We start from the raw sequence: 19090 nt of genomic DNA on the forward strand, positions 1-19090 counted from the left end.
ATTGCCTCCGTACGCGGCTCCCCGCAGACAGGTGGACGCCGGGGAGCGGATATGGCAGGCAAGGCGTACAACGAACGAACTGCAGCCGAGGGGCCGCCCCTCCTACGCAAGGAGGCAAATGTGACCAGCGAACTGCAGCGCAGGCTCCTGGAGCAGCGCGAGGGAAGAGAACTCGAACGCGTGCTGCGTGCCGCGTCCGAGGTGGTCACGGCGCGCACGCTGACCTTCGCAGAGATACCCGACGACGCTCTGGATGCCGTGCGGGGATTCTGGAGTATGGCGGCCGAGCCCGCCGCAACATTGAACGACGAGGCGGCCAGCGAACGTCTTGACGCATGGGCGGAGGAACTCCTCGCCGAGCACGGCTACCGGACAACTGCCTTCCTGCTCACGGACCTCGGCCTTGCACCGTGGATCGAGTTTCGGCTGCGGCCCGGCTGGTTCACCTCGATCCGCCGGGCCACGGAACCCTCATGGGTCTTTCTCAGGAGCGATCTCGGTGCGGTGGCAGCGATCAGCGAGCAGGAGTATCGGTTCGAGTTCTTCGTTTCACACCTGCCGCAGACCGGTGCCGGTCGGGCTTCACGGCGATCACGGTGAAGCTCATCTGCGTCCGGTGCCTGGTTGTCTGCGCCGCTCGGTAGCGTCTGCCGGGTGACTGATGACGTTGATACGTGGGACCGGCTCGCCGCTTTGCTGCCGGAGGCCGAGGCCCAGGAGGTCAAGGACTGCTGGGACATGGGCGAACAGGAGGCCGGGCTTGGACTGCTCGTGTCCGGGCTGCTCGCCCATGAAACGCCGATCAGCGAGACGACCCGAGCCCAGCTCTCCGTACTCGCAGAGGCCTGGGGCGAGAGGGAGCGTCTGACACCGCAGATCCTCCAATGCCGTGGGGCCGACCAGATCGCCGGCGTGAAGTTGATCGAGACGGACGGCGGAAGCGTCGACGAGGTGCTGGGGGAAGCCGACCACGACCCGGCCGGCCTCGTCCTCGTGCCCTGGATCGCCTGTGCGCGAGGTGGCCGGGTCCTGATGCGAGCCCACACCCGGGAACCCTGGGGCGGTCTTTCCTACCTTGCCCAGCACTACGCGATCACGTCACCGGACCGCGCCGCCGTCCTGCGGGTGTTCCCTCCTAGCTCTACCACCACCGCGTTCGCAGCTCTTCAACGGGAGTGCGAGTGCTCGTAGCGAGCGACAACCGCAAGTGACAACCAAGAGAGGCGCCTACGGCCAGAACGTGGCCTTCTCCCCGCAGTGCAGCAAAACCCGCCGTCGACACCTCCACCGCGCCCGCGGCCTCGCTCAGATCCGCGAGACATTGTGCGGGACTTACGCCTCTCCCGTGCGTTCCTCGGCCCGACTAGCGTTGATCGCTGGCGCTTCTCGAAACGGACGGTCATGTGTAGCAGCGACACCCTCACCCACACCTGCCAGATCAACTCCGGTGCAGGCGGTCTCGTCTCGGAGGACTGGTGCATCACGCGGTTCGCCGCCGTGGTGCGCAACCTCTCGCCCGAGACCAGCGAAGCCGACGCTGCCCGGCAGGAGCTGCTGCTTCACGAGGAGGTCATTCGCGGCAGGCACTTGCAGATCTACTACACCCCCTTCGACCGAATGAACGTCAAGGCGAAGGTGCTCCTGGTCGGCATCACCCCAGGCGTCCAGCAGCTCGCGCTCGCCCTGCAAGCGGCGTCCCGCGCGCTTCAAGCCGGCACCTCGCCCGACGACGCCGTGCGTCTGGCCAAGGCCACGGCAAGCTTTGCCGGCGCGATGCGCAACAACGCCGTCACCATGCTCGATGACATCGGCCTGGCCCGCGCGCTCGATATCCCCTCGGCCTCCAGCCTGTTCGAGCCGGACTGCGACCTCGTCGGCAGCACCTCGGCCCTCTGCCACGCGGTCTTCGTCGACGGGAAGAACTACACCGGCCACGGCCTCAAGATCGACGCGACTCCCGTGCTGCGGGCCTTTGCAGAACAGGTACTCGCCGCAGAGCTCGCGGCCACGTCCGACGCCCTGGTCATCCCCTTCGGCGGCTCCGCCTCTGCGGCCGTGGAGCTCGCCCTTGAAGCGACGGGCCTGTCCGCGGATCGCTGTCTGCTCGGATTCCCGCACCCGTCTGGCGCCAACGGCCACCGAATGCGGCAGTTCACTCAAGAACGCGACCAGCTGCGAGACGCAGTGGAACGCTGGGTCGGCACTCTGTGAGCTGAGCGTAAGACCAACGAATCAGATGGCGGCCCAGGCACTAACGGTGCTCAATTTCTGCTGCCGTGACGCTCCGTGCCATCGGCGGGAGGTGTGACACAGCAGGCGTGTCGCGGGGCCACCTCATGCTGGTGGAGTTCCCCGTCTGGCGGGTTCGTCGGGCCCGGCGCAGAAGGAGTGAGGCGGCGGCGCCCGGGAGCAGGCACCGCCGCCGTGGGAAGTTGCTCTGTCGGCCTGAGTGTTCGCGTGCTTGGGCAGGCAGAACATCAGGGCCCACATCAGGGTGAGGAGGCTGCCCACCCACCACACCACGGTGATGAACGCGTCGCGGTTGAGTGCGGCGTCGGGTGAGCCGTTGGTGGTGGCGAAGAACACCAGGGCGGTCAGCGCGGTGCCCAGCGCGATGCCCAGGTGGATCGCGGTGTTGAACAGGCCCGAGGCGGCCGCGGCGATCCTGTGCGGGACCTTGGCCAGTGACAGGTCGGCGAGCGGGCCTCCGACCATGCCGAGGCCGAACCCGATCAGTACCACCGGCGCGGTCATCGCCAGCAGAGTCAGGTCCGGGCTCGCGTTGATCTGGATCCCGTAACCGGCCATCGCGGCGATCGTGGTGAGCGCTCCGGCCTGGGGAAGGCGGCGGGCGAAGCGTCCGGCGCTCTTCGCCGCGAGGGACGCGCCGGCCAGCTCGCCGAGAGAGAGCAGCACGAAGGCCAGGGCGGCGTGGAAGGGGCTCATGCCAAGGCCGCGCTGGAGGTAGAGCGTCCAGGTCATGAAGAACAGTCCGCACAGCAGTCCGTGCATCAGCTGCGCGGCCGTGCCCCCGGAGAACTGCCTGCCCTGGAACAGCGACAGGGGTACGAGGGGGGCGTTGTCCTGCTTGTGCTTCTGGTGGCGCAGGAAGACACCGAGGATGAGGAGTCCTGTGGCGAGCAGGGCGAAGCACCACAGCGGCCAGTGGTGTACGTGTCCTTCGGAGAGCGGGAAGACGATCAGGACGATGGCTAGAGCGGACAGCCCCATGCCGGTCAGGTCGGAGCGGGCGGCCTTGTTCACGGTCGACTCGGGGATGAACCTGCGTCCCAGGAGGAGCACGGCGAGGCCGACGGGCACGTTGACCAGGAAGATCGGCCGCCAGGACAGCCCGAACAGGTCTGCCTCGGTGAGCAGACCACCCATCACCGGGCCGAGAACGTTGGCAAGCGACATGACGGCCCCGTACAGGCCGAACACTTTGCTGCGGTTCTGGCCCTCGAAGGTGACGTGGAGGGTGGCCAGGATCTGCGGGATCATCAGAGCCGCTCCCAGACCCTGGAGCCCGCGGGCGCCGATCAGCACCCCCGGCACGGCAGCCAGGCCGCAGAGCAGCGAGGCCATGGTGAACACGACGGTGCCGATCAGAAGGAGCTTGCGGCGGCCGTAGAGGTCGCCGAGGCGTCCGCCGGTGATCAGCCCGATGGCGATGGGCAGTGAGTAGCCGGTGGTCAGCCACTGCACCGTGTCCGGTCCGGCGCCGGTCGACTCCTGGATCGCGGGCAGGGCGGTCAGGACGACCGACTGGTCGATCATGTCCATGAGCTCGGCGCCCAGCAGTACCAAGAGGGCGATCCAGGCCGTGAGGCCCATCTTCGACAGGCCAGGTGAGGGGCTGGTCGGGGTCTGGGTGGTGTGCTGCGGCTCGTTGGTGTGCTGCGGCTCGTTGTCGAGCGCGGAGGAAGACAAGGCGGGAACTCCTGATCCAAAGAAGGGGGAGCCTGCCGACAGCCGCACCGGGGCCGGAAAACACGAAACCCGGGGCAGACGGCAGAGCTGCACCCGGGACAGAAAGACTGCGGGGGAGGGTGAAGCAACTCAGGCCAGCGCGACGTCCGCCCCAGAACACGTGCGAGACAACAGCACGTGGGGAACGCGGACGACTACATGGCCTGGTTGATAGGACGTCACCTCGAGATCGACGCAGAAGGAACAGGAAATCCGGTCACTGCCACCGACACCTCGGCGGCAGAGCCACCCGTCGAGTGTACGGCACCGTGTGTATGACAGCAGGTGCTGCTCGGGTATAGGGCACAGAGTCCGATGGATTGGGAAGCCGCCGATCGCATCACTGAGGCGGCACCGCGGGGTCCGGAGAGCGACGCCGCTGTGGCCGGGCTCTCAGGGGCTAGCCGCAGGGGCTAGCCGCAGGGGCTAGCCGGATGGCGCGCGGCTGGTGCGAGGGCAGAAGTTGAGGGCGGTCGGCAGCGCGGTCCATGGAGGAGCTGGCTGGCCGTGGGCGTGCGCTGGTGATCGTCAGGCAGGCGCGGCACCGACCAGGCCGCCGTCGATGACGAGGTCCTGGCCGTTGACGTAGGAAGCGTCGGACGAGGCGAGGAATGCCACGGCCGCGGCGACTTCTTCCGGGCGGCCGAAGCGGCCGGCGACGATCTGGCCGGTGACCGCCGCCGCCTCCGCTTCGGTCAGCGCGTCGGCGGGGTACATCGGGGTGTCGATGTAGCCGGGGCTGACGGAGTTGACGCGTATGCCGCGCGGGGCGAGTGCGGCGGCGAGGGTTCGGGCCAGGTTGTGCACGGCGGCTTTGGTCGCCGCGTAGAGAGTCAGGACGCTGTTGCCCCGGTGCAGGGTCCAGGAGGCGTTGATGACGATCGAGCCTTGGTCGGCCAGCAGCGGCAGTGCCTTTTGGACGGTGAAGAACACGCCCTTGAAGTTGACGTCGACGCCGTGGTCGAAGTCAGGTTCGGTGATGTTCTCGAACGGCAGGAATGTCCCGGCGCCCGCGTTCGCGAAGAGGCCGTCGAGCCGGCCGTGACGGTCCCGTACGGTCTCCATCAGTGCGTCGACCGCGCTGAGGTCGGCGACGTCGGCCACGATCCCCGAGGCCCTGGGGCCGATCTCCTGGACGGCAAAGTCCACCCGTGCGCGGGTGCGGCCGGTGACGATGACACGGGCATCCTCGGCGACGAGGCGGTGTGCGGTGGCCAGGCCCATGCCGCTGGTGCCGCCGGTGATGAGGACGGTCTTGTCGGTGAAGCGGTTCATGCCGGTGTTCCCGTCAGGGTGTGCGTGAGGTGGTCGCTGAGGTGGGGCAGCCAGTCGGGCCGTGCGTTGCCCAGGAGGTGGTCTCCGTGCGGGACGGACAGATAACTGCCGTGCGGCGCCAGGCGAGCCAGTCGCTCACCGTTCGCCACGCCGGGGATGGCGTCCTGTTCGCCTTCCACGACCAGCAGCGGGGCCACGATGCGGGGTGCCAGGGCGGCGAGGTCCACGTGGCGTGCGAACTCGTGGGCGGCGGCGGCTCCTCCGGCGCGCTGGGTCATGATGTCCCGTACCGGCGGGGGCAGTTCCTCCCAGTCGAGACGGAAGGGACCGCTGACGGTGGCGACGGCCGCCACGCGCGGCTCCAGCGCCGCGGCCCGGGCCGCGAAGTATCCGCCCAGGCTCAGGCCGACGAGCCCGATGCGTGCGACGCCGAGCGTGTCGATGACCCGGCCCACGACCCGCTCGTAGTCCGGCACGAAGGTGGTGGTGGCCGCGAGCACGCCCTGTCCGGGGCCGTCCATCGCGAACACCGCAAGTCCCCTGGCCAGCAGCGCGGAGGCCAGGTCGAGGAACTCCTCCTTGGCCGAGTTCAGGCCGGGGACGACGACTACGGTTCCCGGGGCGTCGGCGGGGCCGCGCAGCCAGCCGGTGAATCCCTCGCCGCTCACCCGCCGCGCATCGGGCTCCAAGACGGTGAGCGCCCGGCCAAAGGCGTGATCCGCCTCGGCGGCAGCCCGTGGTGCTTCCGTATAAGGCGCCAGGGTGGCCAGGTGGAACCAGCGGGCCGCCATCAGCAGGTACTCACCCGCTGAGCGGGGAGATCCTGCATTCTCCGCATTCTCCGCGCGCTGGAGGTAGCCGTGTCCGGTGTGCAGGAAGGACGGCCCCCAGTCGCCGAGGGAGCTGAGGCTGTCGGTGACGCGCCGGTACTCGTGCGGGTCCACGCCCGCACCGGTGGCGCGTGTCCACTGGGCGGCAGCGAAGTCGGTGGCGTTCATCGTGTTCCTTCGGTCAGCAGTACGGCCTTGCCGCGTATCCGGCGCTCTCGCAGGTCGACCAGGGTGTCGGCGGTCTGACCCCAGTCGGTGATGCTGCCGATCTCCGGGTGCAGCCGGCCCTGTTCCACGAGGCGTACCAGTGTCGCGAGGTCGAAGCCGTAGGGGGCGCCGGCGTAGTGGAAGTGCTGGATGGTGACGCGCTCGGGCCCGCCAAGGAGCTGGAAGAAGTCGAGAGTCACCGGCGTGCGGCTCGCCTGACCGAACCAGACGAGCAGGCCGCCCGGGCGCACCTTCGACAGCGCGAGGGGCAGATCCGGCCCGCCCGTGGACTCAAGTACGACATCGAACGGTCCCTGGGCCGCCGCGACCTCGTGCACCACCGTCGCGCCCAGCTCCGCGAGCCGCTCGCCGCGCACCGGCGTGGCCGTCACCGCGGTCACCTCGGCTCCCGCGCCGAGGGCCAGCTCGGTGACGTAGTGGCCGACACCCCCCGAGGCGCCGGTCAGCAGCACCCGCCGCCCTGCCAGGGGACCAGCCGTCCGCAGCAGCCGCAGGGCAGTGATCCCGGCCAGGGGCAGGGCCGCCGCCCGTGCGCTGTCGATGCTGTCCGGGAGCACCGCGAGCGAGTGCGTGGGCACGGCGACGTACTCCGCCCAGCCGCCCTGCGCCGGGTGCCCCACCACACGGGTGCCGATACCGGGGCCCGAGCCGTCGGCTGCCGCCTGCACGACGAGCCCTGCGACGTCTTTGCCGGGCAGCGACCCCGGCCGAGGGTGTTCGAGCAGGAAGATCTCGCCTCGGTTCGGGGCGAACGCCTCGACCTTGACCAGTGCTTCACCGGGCTCCGGCAGCGGCTGGGGGACCTCGGCCAAGACGACCGGACGGGCCGCCTCTCCCGTGGGAATCAGTCTTTGCATGGAGAGGATGCAACCCCCGCGGCCGCCCCGCGATCCAACAACGAACGAGCAAAGCCGACAACCTTTGGTTGTCACCTATGGTGGGAGCCATGGATCTCGACGTGGCGCAGGTACGTGCCTTCGTTCGCACCGCCGAGGAACTGCACTTCGGGCGGGCGGCCGAGACGCTCGCCATCTCCCAGCAGGCGCTGTCCAAGAGGATCGCGCGGCTTGAATCGCTGCTCGGTACCGAACTGTTCCAGCGCGGCGGCACCGGCGTACGCCTCACCGAGGCCGGCCAGCGTTTCCTCCCACCGGCGCGGCAGACCCTGGCCGCCGCCGACGCAGCAGTCGCGGCAGCGGTCGGCAAGGACCGGCCACTGCGCGTAGACGTCTGGGGGCACCTCTACGCACCCATGCGGACGCTCGCTCAAGTCGCCGGACGAGCCGGAGAGTTGACGTTGGGTCACGGCCGCGATCTGCCGTCGGTGGCGACGGCACTGCTGCACGGCGACATCGACGCGGCTTTCGGCCGGGTCCACCCTCCGCTCTCCGCCGGGCTAGCGCACCGCCTTGTCCGCCTCGAACCGGTGGACGCCGTACTGAGCGCGGACCATCCGCTCGCAGCCGAACCGGCGCTGCGACCGGACGAGTTGCGCGACAGCGTGCTGTGGGCGCCCGGTGCGCTGGACCGGCTCGACTTCCTCCACCGGTTCGCCGACCGATTCGCCCTCCACAACACGGCCACGAGCGTCAACCTCGGGCTCGCCCACTTCCTCGCCGAGGTAGCAGAAGAACCACGACGCTTCTCACTGCTGCCCGCCGACGTGCCACTGCCCGAGGTCCACGGACTGCGCACCGTCCCCCTGGTCGACCCCACCCCGCTGTACGCCTGGTCACTGCTGTGGCGCACCGGCAACGGACACCCGGGGCTGAACAGCCTCACCACGGCCTGTGCGGCAGAAGCCGGGCGAAGCCGATGGCTGGAATACGACCCGGCTCGCGACTGGCTGCCCGAACGACCCACGAACCCTCCCGAACGCCGGGACGACCCGCATTGAGCAGCACCGCCTCAAGTGTTGCCGCCCTTGTGCAACCCGGGCGCGATCCAGTCAGGACTGCCACGGCCGGGTGGACATCCGCACCGACCTGATCGGCCGATTCCGTCGGGAAACGGGTTCATCGTGATCCAGGTGAGCCCGTTTCGTCGGTGCCCGCAGACGCCTTTCGTCGGCGCCCCAATCTGGATAGGGCACCACTACGCCCTCACCTCCTTCCAGCGGAGGACCTCACTCAGAGTGCGTGACCTCAGCATCCGCAGACGCCCGTTTGCTCAAGAACCGCCGGCACAGGCTCTGTTCATCGGACTCGGATTCGTGCGTTCCCGCAGCACCCGGTGCTCACAGAACCGCGGAACTCCTCTTCCACGTCCCCACCGAACGGAGGGAGAAGAACAGCGTCGCAATCGCTTCCAGCGAGCCGTCGGCGGCTGGACCAAGACCTTCACCGACCTCCGCCTCTGCGCGGCCATCGTCGACAGCCTCACCTTCAACGGCACCATCATCGAGACCGTCACCGACTCCTACCGCCTCGCCAGCACACGGGCCCGAGCGGAACAGACCGCAGAGGGCTGATCAACCACTTCAACGCCTGGCCGGCAGCCGCTGAAGACCGGCCAGGCCGAAGTCACGCTAGCGGGACACGATCTGGGGCCAAGGGCCCGGCGTCCAGATGGGCTGCGATGCGCCTGATGGTCCGGGTGTTGTCCTCGAAGAGGTGTGCTTGCATGCCTGCCGCCCGGGCGGCCTCGACGTTGACCTCGACATCGTCGATGAACAGGCAGTTTTCCGGCCGCACGTTCAAGTTGGCGCAAGCGATCTCGAAGGCACGCAGGTCGGGCTTCTCAATGCCGATCTCGTGGGAGTAGACAATCTGCTCCACCAATTCGTCGAAGTGATACAGCGTCGACTCTCGCTCGCGGGCGCCGACGAAGCTGTTGCTCAGGATGCCCAGCCTGCAGCGTCCGTGCAGCCCCCGCACATAGTCGATGAGGTCCTCGTTCGGCGTCCCCAGATACTCCGCCCAGAGCTCAGCCATGAAGGCTTGTCCCTGGGGACCGTCGAGGCCCAGACGAACCGCCACCTGCTCATGCACCTCTCGCTCGCTGATGCTCCCGACGCTCCCGGCCCGCCACACGTCGCGCATCCGGTCATGGACAGTGCCCAGTGGCAGCTCCAGCCGCTCTTCCCACCGTTGCACCCATCCAGTTTCCGGCGTGATCTCCAACACGCCGCCGATGTCGAGAATGACGCAGGTCGCGGTCACGCGAACCCCCCTCTTCGTCCTTGACCAGCGAGCACAGACCGCCCGCTCATGTGATCGACAGACACTGTCGTCTCCCGCTCTGGGGCAAGGTCAAGCGATCTTCGAAGCTTGTGACAGCCCTGTCGCAACCCGCCGACCCGACTCACCTCAGTCAGCAGGTGCCTTCAAACTCGGGCTCTGGCTCAACTTCTGTGGTGCGTGCACGCTGTGTAATGAGGTGGGGAGGATGGTTCCGGCTGGTTAGGCTCCGAGTTGTGAGCGGACCGGTGTTGGTGATCGAGTTGGCGGAGACCCTTCCCCGCGCGGCGATTCAGCGGCTCCGCGACCTTCTGGTTCGCTCGTCGACACGGTATGAGGAGAAGCGGGTCGGCGAGTACGACCTGCACATTCACGTGGAGAGCCTCGGCATCTCGGAGGCCGGGGGCGTCGACGGAAGCCGGCCCGTCCTGGTCTCCGTCACGGGGCCCGGCATCGGCGACGAGTCCGTATTCGAGGCCGAGCACGCCGATGAAGTCGATCAGGAGTCTCTTATCGGCTTCACGCCGACCCATGCCGTCAATGTCGTCGCCTTCTGCAACCGTCCAGTTGACCATGTCGTCACGGCTCTGCTGACCGCCGCCGTTATCGACGCGATCGGTGGAGTCGTCAACGCCGAACTAAGGGAGGACCAAGTGCCAATGGTGGTCGGCCTTCCCGGCGTCATCGCCACGACGACCGGTCTGTGGCCTGCCGCGTATGGTTCGGCGGAGTTCCTCAGAGCATGGGCTCAGCAGCCCAGCTTCCGGTTGCTGAAGTAGCCGGAACTCGGCCAGCCAGCTCAGGCGAGTAGTACCCGCTTGCGCAACAGACTGAGGCCCGCGGCCGAACATCTGGCGCTTGAGCATTTTGATCCGGTTGACATGCCCTTCGACGACGCCAGAACTTCAGGGCAGAGTGAGGCCGACGATGACGGCGTCGCGGTCGCGGTCGATGCCCACGGTGAGGGTGGGGAGGCTGGGCAGGCGTCCTGCCGGACGGCGGCGAGCTAGTCGGGCAGGCGCTCACCCGCTTGAGGGTGATGTTCTGACGCCCGGCCAGGAGACCTTTCGCCTACATCGCCCATGAGCGCGAGTCCTCCGGTGGGTCCACCGTCGGAGTCGCCCTTCGGCGACACGACCGTGCCGCCCGGCGCCCCGTGCTCGTCACCCATCGGCGCGAGGCCCCCGCCCGGAGCGCCGTCGTTCTGGGACACCTGGAATCCGTTGGGGGCGACCCCTCCGCCTGGCGAGCCGTCGGTGTCGCCCTTGGGCCGGAGGCCCGCGTCGGGTGCACCGTGGCCGTCGCCCATCGGCGACACGACCGTCCCTCCGGACGAACCGGCGTCCTCGCTCATCGGGGCGTAGCCGCTGCTGGGCGTGCCCTGCCCGTTCTGCATCGGCATGACGTGCCATTCGCTTTCATCAGCTGCCGTTGCGGTGCTGGTGGCGAGGGTGAAGCCGCCTGTGGCCAGGAGCGCCACTGCGGTTGCGCGCGCCACCGTCTTCTCGATCGTCATGTTTCCCCCGTCGGGTCGTGGATGGATCGGTACGAGCGTTACGCGCCTGTTGTGGGGGAGGCCATGCCTTACGGTTCTGCTCGAAACAGGACGGCTGACCGGATACCGACCGATGCCATGGACCGCGGGCACGGTCAACAAGCAGCAGCAGCGCGCGACCCGGTTCGAGGGCGCGGCCTGCGTCGGCGCGCTGCCGTCCGAGACGATGGCGCGCGCGTTCCGAAGAGAGGCGTGTGGACGGTTTGCGTGCGGTGCCTGACGAGCACCAACGGCCCGCCTCCCAGGGGGGCGGGCTGTGTGGGGGCGACTCCTCGGTCCTGGAGCAGGAAGCAGCCGAGCGGGCCGAGTTGGTGCACGGGCTGGGGTAATGGCAGCGCTTCTCCTGGCTTGAGTGGCAGCGGCCACCAGAAGTTCCCACGTACGCCCGGTTGCGGGGTAACCGAGGGCGACCGTGTCGGGCCGGCGGCATCAGCCGTGGGCTCGCGGCCGGTTGATCGGTCGGCGCCTTCCGGCCCAGGCCAGTGCATCCTCGGCTTGGTCAGCCAGCGTGGTGACGAGGTCGGCAGCGGCAGGCAGATCGGTGATGAGATCGACGCCCTCGCCCGCCCAAACCGGCAGGGGAGAAATCATTCCTCGAGCCACGTCGTCCTGGTAATCCTGACGAGCCTGGGAATCGCCGGCCAGCTCGACCTCCCGGCCACGCCATCGGTCGAGATAGGGGTGGGCGAGAGTACGGGCGGTGTACCTCTCGTTCGGCCAGCTCGCGCCGCGGACGATGTCCAAGACGCCGTTGCGTTCGGTGTCCTGTCCGCGTCCTTCGAGGATGGCCTGGCTGATGGAGCGGTCGACCAGGGCTTCGGCCGTGGCCTGAAAGCGGGTGCCGATGAGAGCTCCGGCGGCACCCAGAGCCAGCGCTGCGGCGACGCCGCGGCCATCGGCGATCCCGCCGGCTGCCAGGACCGGTACCGGTGCCGCGAGGTCCACCGCGAGCGGCACGAACGGCAGTGTGGAGCGCCCGCGGCGGGCGCCGTGGCCACCGCTCTCCGTTCCCTGCGCCACGATGACGTCGGCGCCCACGTCCATGGCCTGCTTTGCTTCGTCCAGATCGGTGACTTGAACGATCAGAACCGCGTCCGACCGGCGGATCCGATCGACGAACGGGCTCGGGTCACCGAAGGACAACATCACCGCCGCAGGGTTGAACTCCAGTGCCTGCTCCACCGCGTCGGCATCGATCGCCCAGGTCAGAAAGCCGACACCCCACGGCTGGTCAGTTCCCTCCGCGACGATCGGCAGCTCTCTCTCCAGCCAAGCCAGGTCCCCGTACGCACCGCCCAGCAACCCGAGGCCACCTGCTCGGGAGACGGCCGCTGCCAGTGCGCCTCCGGCTGAACCGCCCATCGGTGCCAGCACGATTGGGTGCCGCACGCCCAACAACTCCGTGAACTCCGTCGATAACGCCATGACCCCATCATTGCTCCCCGTACAGGCGGCCATGCCCCGGGTCGTGACAACGCGCCTTCGCAAGAGCACCACTCCGAGCCGCCAGCCTCAGGTGGTTCTCGCGGAGACGGCTGTGGACCTCGGCGTGGGTGGCCTCGCTGTACTTGGTGGCGTTGGCCAGGACTTCATTGGCCAGGGCTGCGTTGGCCAGGGTTTCGGCGATCACGAAGTACGCGGTGGTCTCCACGGGTACGGGCAGACACTGGGGGAGCTGGACGTCGACTGTGACGGGCAGGGCGGCGTGGGTGACAAGGTTCGCAGCTGCGGCGCCGAGGCCGTGGTCGGTGAGGGCTTTGGGATGGACGCCGCGGCTCACGTCGCGTAGTGCGTTCACCGCCATGGACACTTGCTCCTGTGCCGCGGCGAAGTGCCGGGCGGCGGGGGCGCCGGGCTCGGCATCGAGGCGGGCCGGGCCGAGTATGACGTTGAGGGAGACCAGCCGCCCGTTGCGCGCCGTCGTTCAGGTCCCGCTCGATGCGGTGGCGTTCGGCGTCGAAACCAGCGCGACGGGCAGCACCTTGCGGCTGCACCTTGACTGACGGCCACCACCTCGTCTCCGCCCGAAGCGCCACCACCTGCACACCCCGCCCCGCGCCCCCAAGGACGGCACCTAAGCCATGGGTTGGTGGCCGACTCCGCCGACCGGCAGTCCCGGCGGCCCCTCCGGGACAAAGCCGCGGGAAATCCAGCACGCCGGTGAGCTGCTCGCCGCTGATGCCCCGGTTCCATACGCTCCGGTTTCCCGCGGCGGATCCTCGCGGTCCGCGGGGGGCGGGGCGCGACGGCCTACGCGTGGTCCGACAGGAGTGGGCGACGGGCTCCTCTCTCAGGCCGTCGACGGCAGCAACGGGCACTACGCCGTGCGCCCTTTCCGCGTCTGTCCCAGGGGCAGGGTCGCCGCCTGACGGAGGGCGTCCTGGCACGCCTGTATGGCGGGGTGACGGCTCGCTCCGCGGCGTACGACGGTGAAAATGCGGCGGGTACGCCTGCCACCGGGAAGTTGCCGCAAGGGGACGGTCGGGGGACGTCCGTTCCAGACAAGGCCGGGGAGGAAGGCGGCAGCGTGGTCCTGTTCGACGAGGCGAAGGTGGAGCAGGAGATCGGTGCTCTCGAACCGGACGTCCGGTTCGAAGCCGGCCTCGCGGCACAGAGTCATCGCCCACTGCCGCGCGGCAGTGCCCTCGGGCTCCATGACCCAGGGGTAGTGCGCCAGTGCGCGCAACGCTTTCACCGCACTTCCGGTCTCTGCCGGCTGCTTGTGGTGTGGCGGGGCGAGATAGAGGGGGTCGTCCAGAAGGTCCTCCTGTTCGAGTCCAGTGGGCCGCGGGTTCGGATGGCCGGGGTACTCCTCGGCCAGGACCAGGTCGAAATCGCGGGCTTGGAGCGCCGGCAGCGCCTGCTCCGGCTCTCTCTGCGTGACATGGACGCGCAGGCGCGGATGGAGGTCATGCAACAGGCCGAGCGCTGTGGGAATCAGCGCCAGGGCAGCTGTCTGGAACGAGGCAATACGCAGGGTCCCGGTGAGATCGGACGCGGAGGCGGCGATGTCCGCTTCCGCGCGCTCGAGGCGCTCGAGGACCGCCTCGGTGTGGACCACCAGGATCTCGGCCTGCTCGGTCAGGCGTACGCGCCGCCCGACCGGTTCGAGGAGGGGGACTCCCACCTCGGCCTCCAGCTGGGACAGCTGGTGCGAGACGGAGGAAGGGGCGTACGAGAGGGCGTCGGCAACGGCGGCGAGCGTGCCACGGTGCTTGAGCTCACGCAGCAGCCGCAACCGGTGCAGATCGAACATGGGCTGCCCGCTCCCCTTCACTTCTCATGGGAACCTCTAATAGTCGGTCTTTCCGAAGGGTATAGGTCGAAAACATGCGCTGGACCGACTACTGGAGCGTGACGCACCCTGAACACATGCCTGAGACTCCTGTAAGCCCCAGCGCCACCCGTCCCCTCCGTCCGCTGCCGTGGTTCGCGCACTCCACCGCCCGCACCTGGCGTTGTGAACCAGCCCCTGCCGACGTCCGCGCCTTCCATGCCGCCCTGCCCGGCTATGCGCCCACCCCGCTCACCGAACTCCCCGCGCTTGCCGGCGAACTGAGGCTCGGCCGAGTCTTCGTCAAGGACGAGTCGGACCGGCTCGGCCTGCCCGCCTTCAAAGCCCTGGGCGCGTCTTGGTCCGTCCACCGCATCCTCGCCGAACGAGCCGCGAGCGGCGCGGAGCCCGGCCCCGTCACCCTGGTGACCGCCACCGACGGCAACCACGGCCGCGCCGTGGCCCGCACCGCCCGGCTGCTCGGGCAGCACGCCCACGTGTTCGTCCCGCACGGCGTACATCCCCAGGCAGTGGCGGCCATCGGCGCCGAGAAGGCCAAGGTCACCGCAGTCATGGGGCCCTACGACGAGGCAGTGCGTCTGGCGGCCGAAGCTGCCGCCGCGCCGGACGCGGTCCTGGTCCAGGACACCGCGTGGGCGGGCTACGAGCAGATCCCCGGGTGGATCGTCGAGGGCTACTCCACCCTCTGCGCCGAGATCGACGAGCAGCTGACCGACCATGGCGGCATCGAAGGGCCGGACCTCGTCGCCGTACCCGTAGGTGTCGGATCACTGGCCCAAGCCGTGGTCACCCACTACCGCAGCCGCCCCTCCGGACATGCCCCGGCGCTCCTGGCTGTGGAACCGGAAGCAGCGGCCTGTGTCCTGGAGAGTCTCACCCTGGGCGAGCCCGTCAGTGTCACCACCGGTGAGACCACCATGGCCGGCCTCAACTGCGGTACGCCCTCCAGCATCGCCTGGCCTTTCCTGCGCGACGGCCTGGACGCCGCGGTCGCCGTCGACGATGCCGCCAGCACCCGCGCTGCCGTCGACCTGGCGGGGGCCGGTATCTCCTCCGGCCCCTGCGGAGCCGCGACGCTCGCCGGCCTGCGCGCGGCACTCACGGGGGCGGGCGCGGAGGAACGCCGTAGGTCACTCGGCCTCGGGCCGGCGTCGGTAGTCGTGCTGTTGAGCACCGAGGGCACTGACGCCAACCCGCACGACCCCACCGATCACTGAATCCACACCCCGCGCCGTGTGCCACCGGAAAGACCGCTGAGTTGAACGACCGCACCACCACCCTGCCCTTGGCCGGCTCGACTGACCGGGCCGGCTCGGACACGAGGAGGCCTTCAGGATGCTGACCGCTCTCGCCACCGCGGCCGGCGTCCTCGCCCTGCTGACCATCGCCCCGGGCCCGGACATGGCGGTGGTCACCCGCCGAGCCGTCGACGCCGGTCCCAGGGATGCGCTGCATACGGTGGGCGGGATCGCGGGCGGGCTCCTGTTCTGGGGAGCGTTGACCGTGACGGGGCTGACGGCCGTTCTTGCCGCTTCAGCTACGACGTACCTTGTGGTCACGTTCCTCGGCGCCGGATACCTGATCTTCCTCGGCGTCCAGGCACTGTGGGAGCACCGGCCCGCCGTCCCGGCCCCGGTGGACACCCATACCGGCCCGACGGGAGGGAGCCCCTGGCGGACCGGCCTGATCAGCAACATCCTCAATCCGAAGATCGCCGTCTTCTACACCGGCTTGCTGCCCACCTTGGCCCCGCCCCACCCGTCGGCCGCCTGGGGCATGATCCTCCTCGTCCTCCTCCACGCCGCCCTCACTGTCGTCTGGCTGGGCAGTTACGTGGTTTTGCTGTCGAAGGCTGGAAGCCTCCTCGAACGGCCACGGATCCGCCGCGCGCTCGGCCGGACCACGGGTGCCGTACTGATCGGCCTCGGCCTCGCGGTCGCCGCTGCCGCCAGCTGATCGGAACGACGCCACCTGTGAATCGCCCGGGTTCGATGAAGAACTCCGAGCCGGGGCACATTTGAGTTGCAATCAGCCTCTCCTCGAGCCGATCCGTTGTGGCACTCATGGGGAGGTCATCACGTGGGGATCGCTCCGTTCCCAGCAGACGACGACACCAGGAGCACTGACGTGCCACGGTCTAGCGACAGTGAACCCGCTTGACCTGAAGTCGAGTTGAGGTACGAGGCTGTCCCTGTCCGCACCGTGCCGCGCGGACGCTACGCCACAAGAACGCGCCAGCCGTATCAGACGGCGCGCCGTCAGCTGAGGGGGTTCACATGACCAGGAAGGCTGCCACTGCGACAGCAGATGGCCACCCTGATTTCACGCGGCCCGATGCCGCCCTCGTCCGGATCCGCGAATGGACGGTGGCGGGTCCGGAGGAGCAGAGCGCGAAGGCCGCCGCGCTGGTCGAGGAGTGGGACGGTCAGCCGTGGCCGGATGAGCTGCTGTCCCGGAGCCTGTTTGCTGGTGCCGGCCACGACGCGCTGCTCAGTTACGAGCAGTGGGACGATGAGTCCGCCGTTCCGGCCGACAGCAAGGCACGATCCTTCCACCGCCGCCTGAGCTTGATCGCCGACAACGAGCGGCGCGTCCCTGGCATCATCGCGTACGCCGAGATCGACGTGGACGATACGGACTCGGCGCAGGGGCTTTTGGACGCCGTCACCCAGGCGCTCGCGGCTGACCCGGAACGTGACCACCCATGGGGAATCTCCGCCAACTTCCACATCAGCGCCGACGGTGGACGGATGGTCAACCTCTCCGAATGGACCTCTGAAGAACACCACCAGCAGGGTGTCACCGACACCAGCCGCTCACACCGCCCGGCCTGGCGGCGCATCACGACTCTCCCCGGAGTACGTCCTATCGGCGTCCGCCGGTTCCGGCTGTGCAGCCACCAACTGCCCCGTACCCTCCTGGACTCGACAGGCGGAGCACACCTCCGCAACGCTGGGACGTCAGCGGCTCGTTCTTCCGTGGCCAGCCCAGGGGATCAATTTTGAGCGACGGCAATTCACACGTGGAAGAGAGCTTCGCCGGATTGCGACCACCCCTCGACCTACCTACTGGCCCGGCCCGCCCCGGCAGCCCTCGCCCGCTGAATGCGCTGTTCGGCCGGATCAGCGGACTCGGTCGTAGGCCATGGCGATCTCGCCCAGGTCGCCGGTCTCCTGATGGGCGAGCTTCCATTTCGAGCTCGGCAGGCCGTCGTCGAACAGCCGCTGCCCACCCCCGAGGATCTCGGGGAAGATCATGAGGTAGAGCCGGTCCAGCAGGTCTGCCGCGAGCAGCGGCTTGATGACACTCGGGCAGCTGTTGACCAGGATGTCGCCATCACCGGTGGTCCTGAGGTCGGCGACGACATCCACGGCGGGGGCGTTCACCACGCGGGTGTGCTCCCACGGCGCCTCGGCCAGGGTGGTGGAGAAGACCACCTTTTCCGCGTCGACGAGCCACTTCGCATATCCATGATCGCGTGGATCGGCGTTCTCGTCGGTTGCGACCGAGGGCCAGTACCCCAGGAAGCCCTCGGCGTTGACCCTGCCGAGAAGCGCAGTTGTCGCGTCCGGCCAGATACGGGTGAGATGATTTCGCGCGACCTCGGTGGTCACGTAGGGGGCGAAAGCGCTGAAATCGTCGGCCCCGCCGGGACCGTGGTAACGCCCGTCGAGGCTGAGAGTCAGGTTGGCGGTCACCCTGCGGTCGGTCGAGTTGGTCATTTCGTGCTCCTCGTCTCGGTGCTGTCGGTGCCGCGTTCCTCCAGCGCGGTGCGCAGCCTCGGGTTGCCGCCGTACGTCACCGGTCTCGTCGACCACCAGCACCGCCTCGTCGTCGTGCAAAGGCTGCACCACGTCACGTAGTCGCTCACCTCGTTGCGGACCTGGTCGGCATCCCACTTCGTCCGCCCGAGCGGGGGTGGCAGGCCGCCCCGAGTCCCGCCCTCGGCCTTTTCGGTGATGGTCCAGCAGTTCCTGCGCGGCAGGTCCGACAACAGGCCGAGTGCCAACTTCCAAGCCCAGTACCGGAATTCGATCCGCGTGAAGCGCCCCGCTAGCCGGCTCATCAGGCCCTCGAACGCCTCCTGTCAACGCGCAGGGTCTACGCTGTAAACCTGCGGCCACGCATGATCGCTTGCGCTTGTCTTCACACACCGATGATCAACGGTGGCCGCACCCGTCTCCACACCGCGTCAGGTCGCGCAGCGTCTGCCTGCCGTCCCGTGTATCGGAGGGCTTGTGCAACGTGGCGAAGTCTGGTGGGTCCAGTTCGACGAGCGGAGGCTGGTCGTACTGCTGTCAGGAGACGACGCGTCCGGGTTCCAGGTGATGCAGGTCGTCGCTCCGGCGGGCCTCGACATCAGCGGTCTGGGCATCGAAGTGCCGGTCGGCGCCGGTGAAGGGCTGCCGCTCGAAGGCGTGCTGCGGCTCGCGTTCCCGCGTCCAGGCTTCACCCCGTGCACGTGGCTGACCACCGTGTCCCGGGACGACCTGATCGAGCGGGCGGCCGTCCTGTCCTCCAGGAAGCTCAGCGAGATCGACGGTGCCTTGCGACTCGCTGAACAAGCACACGAGCGGACCCCGGCAACGACCGCGAAGCTCAGGGAGATCCGGGACGCCCTCCGTCGCGGTGAACTCGGGTAGACGGTCGGGTAGACGGTGGAGGTGCCGACGCCCGCGACGACACGGCCGATCTCGGGCGAGCTGATCCACGCCGGACACCTGCCGCCCCACGACGCCCTCACCATCGAGATCACGAT

Annotated in this window: 19 protein-coding genes and 2 pseudogenes; 10 read left to right on the forward strand and 11 right to left on the reverse strand. The window is 68.6% G+C overall.

The window, feature by feature from the left end:
- The first annotated feature begins 120 nt into the window (after positions 1-120).
- The 3 genes from ABXJ52_RS37030 to ABXJ52_RS37040 all read left to right on the forward strand — a co-directional run bounded on the left by ABXJ52_RS37030 (position 121) and on the right by ABXJ52_RS37040 (position 2211).
- Entirely contained in the window at positions 121-600 is a 480-nt protein-coding gene (locus ABXJ52_RS37030) for a hypothetical protein (protein ID WP_367048574.1), read from the forward strand.
- Positions 601-654: 54 nt separating this feature from the next.
- Entirely contained in the window at positions 655-1191 is a 537-nt protein-coding gene (locus ABXJ52_RS37035) for a hypothetical protein (RefSeq protein ID WP_367048576.1), read from the forward strand.
- 210 nt (positions 1192-1401) lie between these two features.
- Entirely contained in the window at positions 1402-2211 is an 810-nt protein-coding gene (locus ABXJ52_RS37040) for a hypothetical protein (RefSeq protein ID WP_367048577.1), read from the forward strand.
- Between the two features lie 123 nt (positions 2212-2334).
- On the opposite strand, the gene ABXJ52_RS37045 is transcribed toward ABXJ52_RS37040, so the two are convergent.
- The 4 genes from ABXJ52_RS37045 to ABXJ52_RS37060 form a co-directional block, all read right to left on the reverse strand.
- On the reverse strand, positions 2335-3930 hold the full coding sequence (locus ABXJ52_RS37045; protein WP_367048579.1) for an MFS transporter: 1596 nt from the start codon (positions 3928-3930) through the stop codon (positions 2335-2337).
- 567 nt (positions 3931-4497) lie between these two features.
- On the reverse strand, positions 4498-5244 hold the full coding sequence (locus ABXJ52_RS37050) for an SDR family oxidoreductase (protein WP_367048581.1): 747 nt from the start codon (positions 5242-5244) through the stop codon (positions 4498-4500).
- Entirely contained in the window at positions 5241-6242 is a 1002-nt protein-coding gene (locus ABXJ52_RS37055; RefSeq protein ID WP_367048583.1) for an alpha/beta fold hydrolase, read from the reverse strand. Before ABXJ52_RS37055 ends, ABXJ52_RS37050 begins: the two co-directional genes overlap by 4 nt.
- A complete protein-coding gene (locus tag ABXJ52_RS37060; RefSeq protein WP_367048585.1) occupies positions 6239-7159 on the reverse strand; it encodes a zinc-binding dehydrogenase in 921 nt (306 codons plus the stop codon). Before ABXJ52_RS37060 ends, ABXJ52_RS37055 begins: the two co-directional genes overlap by 4 nt.
- Before the next feature lie 89 nt (positions 7160-7248).
- On the opposite strand from ABXJ52_RS37060, the gene ABXJ52_RS37065 reads away from it, so the two are divergent.
- Together ABXJ52_RS37065 and ABXJ52_RS37070 are read left to right on the forward strand one after the other, a co-directional pair.
- Positions 7249-8199, forward strand: coding sequence for a LysR family transcriptional regulator (locus ABXJ52_RS37065; RefSeq protein ID WP_367048587.1), 951 nt, complete (start codon positions 7249-7251; stop codon positions 8197-8199).
- 349 nt (positions 8200-8548) lie between these two features.
- A pseudogene (locus ABXJ52_RS37070) lies at positions 8549-8772 on the forward strand (ATP-binding protein); the annotation flags it as partial.
- A gap of 52 nt (positions 8773-8824) precedes the next feature.
- Here the strand turns inward: ABXJ52_RS37070 and ABXJ52_RS37075 are convergent.
- Entirely contained in the window at positions 8825-9463 is a 639-nt protein-coding gene (locus ABXJ52_RS37075; RefSeq protein WP_367048588.1) for an HAD family phosphatase, read from the reverse strand.
- A 254-nt stretch (positions 9464-9717) separates the two neighbouring features.
- Between ABXJ52_RS37075 and ABXJ52_RS37080 the strand changes: the two genes are divergently transcribed.
- Positions 9718-10260 (forward strand): DUF6368 family protein, encoded by a 543-nt coding sequence (locus tag ABXJ52_RS37080; protein WP_367048589.1) that lies wholly within the window; start codon positions 9718-9720, stop codon positions 10258-10260.
- A gap of 227 nt (positions 10261-10487) precedes the next feature.
- Here ABXJ52_RS37080 and ABXJ52_RS37085 read toward each other — a convergent pair whose 3' ends face one another.
- The 4 genes from ABXJ52_RS37085 to ABXJ52_RS37100 form a co-directional block, all read right to left on the reverse strand.
- Positions 10488-10997 carry a hypothetical protein gene (locus tag ABXJ52_RS37085; RefSeq protein WP_367048591.1) on the reverse strand — a complete coding sequence of 170 codons (510 nt, stop codon included), beginning with the start codon at positions 10995-10997 and terminating at the stop codon, positions 10488-10490.
- Between the two features lie 468 nt (positions 10998-11465).
- Positions 11466-12461 carry a nitronate monooxygenase gene (locus tag ABXJ52_RS37090; RefSeq protein ID WP_367048592.1) on the reverse strand — a complete coding sequence of 332 codons (996 nt, stop codon included), beginning with the start codon at positions 12459-12461 and terminating at the stop codon, positions 11466-11468.
- 7 nt (positions 12462-12468) lie between these two features.
- The gene (locus tag ABXJ52_RS37095; RefSeq protein WP_367048593.1) at positions 12469-12840 is read right to left on the reverse strand and encodes a hypothetical protein; all 372 of its coding nucleotides are present in this window, start codon (positions 12838-12840) and stop codon (positions 12469-12471) included.
- Positions 12841-13353: 513 nt separating this feature from the next.
- The gene (locus ABXJ52_RS37100) at positions 13354-14292 is read right to left on the reverse strand and encodes a LysR family transcriptional regulator (RefSeq protein WP_367048595.1); all 939 of its coding nucleotides are present in this window, start codon (positions 14290-14292) and stop codon (positions 13354-13356) included.
- 116 nt (positions 14293-14408) lie between these two features.
- Here ABXJ52_RS37100 and ABXJ52_RS37105 point away from each other — a divergent pair, with 116 nt between their 5' ends.
- The 3 genes from ABXJ52_RS37105 to ABXJ52_RS37115 all read left to right on the forward strand — a co-directional run bounded on the left by ABXJ52_RS37105 (position 14409) and on the right by ABXJ52_RS37115 (position 17336).
- A complete protein-coding gene (locus ABXJ52_RS37105) occupies positions 14409-15548 on the forward strand; it encodes a diaminopropionate ammonia-lyase (RefSeq protein WP_367048596.1) in 1140 nt (379 codons plus the stop codon).
- A 118-nt stretch (positions 15549-15666) separates the two neighbouring features.
- A complete protein-coding gene (locus ABXJ52_RS37110) occupies positions 15667-16287 on the forward strand; it encodes a LysE family translocator (protein WP_367048599.1) in 621 nt (206 codons plus the stop codon).
- 320 nt (positions 16288-16607) lie between these two features.
- Positions 16608-17336, forward strand: coding sequence for a hypothetical protein (locus ABXJ52_RS37115; protein WP_367048600.1), 729 nt, complete (start codon positions 16608-16610; stop codon positions 17334-17336).
- 117 nt (positions 17337-17453) lie between these two features.
- On the opposite strand, the gene ABXJ52_RS37120 is transcribed toward ABXJ52_RS37115, so the two are convergent.
- Complete coding sequence (locus ABXJ52_RS37120; protein ID WP_367049487.1) at positions 17454-18053, reverse strand: dihydrofolate reductase family protein; 600 nt, start codon at positions 18051-18053, stop codon at positions 17454-17456.
- A 66-nt stretch (positions 18054-18119) separates the two neighbouring features.
- Positions 18120-18397 (reverse strand): annotated as a pseudogene (locus tag ABXJ52_RS37125) (transposase); the annotation flags it as partial.
- Positions 18398-18569: 172 nt separating this feature from the next.
- Between ABXJ52_RS37125 and ABXJ52_RS37130 the strand changes: the two are divergent.
- Positions 18570-18974: a type II toxin-antitoxin system PemK/MazF family toxin gene (locus ABXJ52_RS37130; RefSeq protein WP_367048601.1), complete on the forward strand. Its 405-nt coding sequence runs from the start codon at positions 18570-18572 to the stop codon at positions 18972-18974.
- Positions 18975-19090 lie beyond the last annotated feature (116 nt).

Origin of the sequence: Streptomyces sp. Je 1-332 (genome assembly GCF_040730185.1) — a bacterium.
Classification (GTDB): Bacteria; Actinomycetota; Actinomycetes; order Streptomycetales; family Streptomycetaceae; genus Streptomyces.

Coding starts and splice junctions, on each gene's coding strand:
- ABXJ52_RS37115 (WP_367048600.1), top strand. CDS start 16,608: ATGACCAGGAAGGCTGCCACTGCGACAGCAGATGGCCACCCTGATTTC.
- ABXJ52_RS37110 (WP_367048599.1), top strand. CDS start 15,667: ATGCTGACCGCTCTCGCCACCGCGGCCGGCGTCCTCGCCCTGCTGACC.
- ABXJ52_RS37040 (WP_367048577.1), top strand. CDS start 1,402: ATGTGTAGCAGCGACACCCTCACCCACACCTGCCAGATCAACTCCGGT.
- ABXJ52_RS37065 (WP_367048587.1), top strand. CDS start 7,249: ATGGATCTCGACGTGGCGCAGGTACGTGCCTTCGTTCGCACCGCCGAG.
- ABXJ52_RS37100 (WP_367048595.1), bottom strand. CDS start 14,292: ATGTTCGATCTGCACCGGTTGCGGCTGCTGCGTGAGCTCAAGCACCGT.
- ABXJ52_RS37050 (WP_367048581.1), bottom strand. CDS start 5,244: ATGAACCGCTTCACCGACAAGACCGTCCTCATCACCGGCGGCACCAGC.
- ABXJ52_RS37095 (WP_367048593.1), bottom strand. CDS start 12,840: ATGGCGGTGAACGCACTACGCGACGTGAGCCGCGGCGTCCATCCCAAA.
- ABXJ52_RS37085 (WP_367048591.1), bottom strand. CDS start 10,997: ATGACGATCGAGAAGACGGTGGCGCGCGCAACCGCAGTGGCGCTCCTG.
- ABXJ52_RS37060 (WP_367048585.1), bottom strand. CDS start 7,159: ATGCAAAGACTGATTCCCACGGGAGAGGCGGCCCGTCCGGTCGTCTTG.
- ABXJ52_RS37055 (WP_367048583.1), bottom strand. CDS start 6,242: ATGAACGCCACCGACTTCGCTGCCGCCCAGTGGACACGCGCCACCGGT.
- ABXJ52_RS37090 (WP_367048592.1), bottom strand. CDS start 12,461: ATGGCGTTATCGACGGAGTTCACGGAGTTGTTGGGCGTGCGGCACCCA.
- ABXJ52_RS37120 (WP_367049487.1), bottom strand. CDS start 18,053: ATGACCAACTCGACCGACCGCAGGGTGACCGCCAACCTGACTCTCAGC.
- ABXJ52_RS37105 (WP_367048596.1), top strand. CDS start 14,409: ATGCCTGAGACTCCTGTAAGCCCCAGCGCCACCCGTCCCCTCCGTCCG.